Origin of the sequence: Protofrankia sp. CiP1_Cm_nod2 (genome assembly GCF_920664355.1) — a bacterium.
In the GTDB taxonomy this organism is placed as follows: Bacteria; Actinomycetota; Actinomycetes; order Frankiales; family Frankiaceae; genus Protofrankia.
Map to the genome: position 1 here is coordinate 29,720 of NZ_CAKKTL010000042.1, position 1,814 is coordinate 31,533.

General features: G+C 73.2%; 1 protein-coding gene. It reads right to left on the minus strand.

The genetic code is table 11. The features are described from left to right. A partial coding sequence (locus tag NBW84_RS07085; protein WP_250282855.1) for a DUF4118 domain-containing protein occupies positions 1-1,700 on the minus strand: 1,700 nt, incomplete at its 3' end. Positions 1,701-1,814 lie beyond the last annotated feature (114 nt).

A 1,814-nucleotide genomic window follows, 5' to 3' on the forward strand; every position in this document is an offset into this window, starting at 1 on the left:
CCGCCCGGTCCGCCCGGTCCGCCCGGTCCGCCCGGTCCGCTGTGCGCGCCGTGCCCGTTCTGCCCGCTCCGCGTGTCATGATCGCTCTGCTCGCTGTCATCCGTGCGCTCGAGGAGGGTCGCGGCCGTCATCCCGAAGGTCTCCCGGACCCGTTCGAGCAGGGCCGGCAGCGCGTCCTCACCGCGCAGGACGCTGCCGGCGAGCACGGACAGGGTGGCGGCCTCGGCGGAGGCCCGCACCGCCTGGGTGTACCGGCGGGCGGCGAGGTCGACCACCCTGCTGACCATGATTCCGACAAGGACGAAGGCGACCAGCGCGAAAGCGTTGTTGCGTTCCGCTATCGTCCAGCGGTGGTGGGCGGCGAAGAAGTAGTAGTTCAGCAGCAGGGAGCTGGCGACCGCGGTGAGCAGCGCCGGCCAGAACCCGCCCACCAGCGCGGTGACCACCACCGCCAGCAGGTAGACGAGGACGTCGGTGGTCACGTTGAGTGAGCCCCGGGAGTGCGCGAGCGCGACTGTCAGCAGCGGCAGGAGGACCGCGGCCATCGCGGTCGCGATCAGCCGGCGCCGGGGCCGCAGCCCGTGGGCGAGGCGCGGCAGGCGCCATCCCCGGCCGGCCTCCTCGTGGGTGACCATGTGGACGTCGATCGACCCGGACAGTTTCGTGGTGGTGACGCCGATCCCGGGGCTGAGCACCTGGGCGAAGCGTCCCCGCCGGCTGGCCCCGAGCACCAGCTGGGTGGCGTTCTCCGCGCGGGCGAAATCCAGCAGCGCGGCCGGGACGTCGTCGCCGATGACGTGGTGGTAGGTGCCGCCGAGGCTTTCCGCCAGCGCCCGCTGGCGGGCCAGCGCCCGGGGGTTCGCCCCGGTCAGCCCGTCGGAGCGGGCGACATGAACCGCAAGCAGGTCGGCGCCCTTGCTGCGGTCGGCGATCCGGACCGCCCGGCGGATCAGCGTGTCGCCCTCGGGCCCGCCGGTGAGGGCGACGACGACCCGCTCCCGAGTCTCCCAGGTGCCGGATATCCCGTGTTCGGCCCGGTACCGGTCAAGCTGCTCGTCGACCTTGTCAGCCACCCACAGTAACGCGATCTCCCGCAGCGCGGTGAGGTTACCCACCCGGAAGTAGTTCGACAGCGCCGCGTCGATCTTCTCCGGGGCGTAGATGTTGCCGTGGGCCATCCGCCGACGCAGCGCCTCCGGCGCCATGTCGACCAGTTCCACCTGGTCGGCCTGGCGGACGGCCTCGTCGGGCACCGTCTCCCGCTGCGCCACCCCGGTGATCGTCTCGACCACGTCGTTGAGCGACTCCATGTGCTGGATGTTGACGTTGGAGATGACGTCGACACCCGCGTCGAGGAGCTCCTGGACGTCCTGCCAGCGCTTCGCGTTGCGGCTGCCGGGGATGTTGGTGTGGGCGAGCTCGTCGACGACCGCGACCGCGGGCCGGCGCGCGAGCACGGCGTCGACGTCCATCTCGGTGAACGTCGAACCGCGGTAGGAGATCTCCCGACGCGGGACGACCTCCAGCCCGGCGAGCAGGGCGGCCGTCCGGGGACGGCCGTGGGTCTCGACGAAGCCGACGACCACGTCGGTGCCCCGGTCCCGCCGCCGGTGCGCCTCGTCGAGGGCGGCGAACGTCTTGCCCACGCCCGGCGCCGCACCGAGGTAGACCCGCAGGGTTCCCCGACTCACGACGTCCATCGTGCGCCGTTCCCGCCATCGTGGCCATACCCGTGCCCGGCCCGTACCGGCGGCGGGCGGGTGCCGGTACGGGCCGGGCGGGCGGGCCGGGCGGGCCGGGCGCGGGCCGTGGGG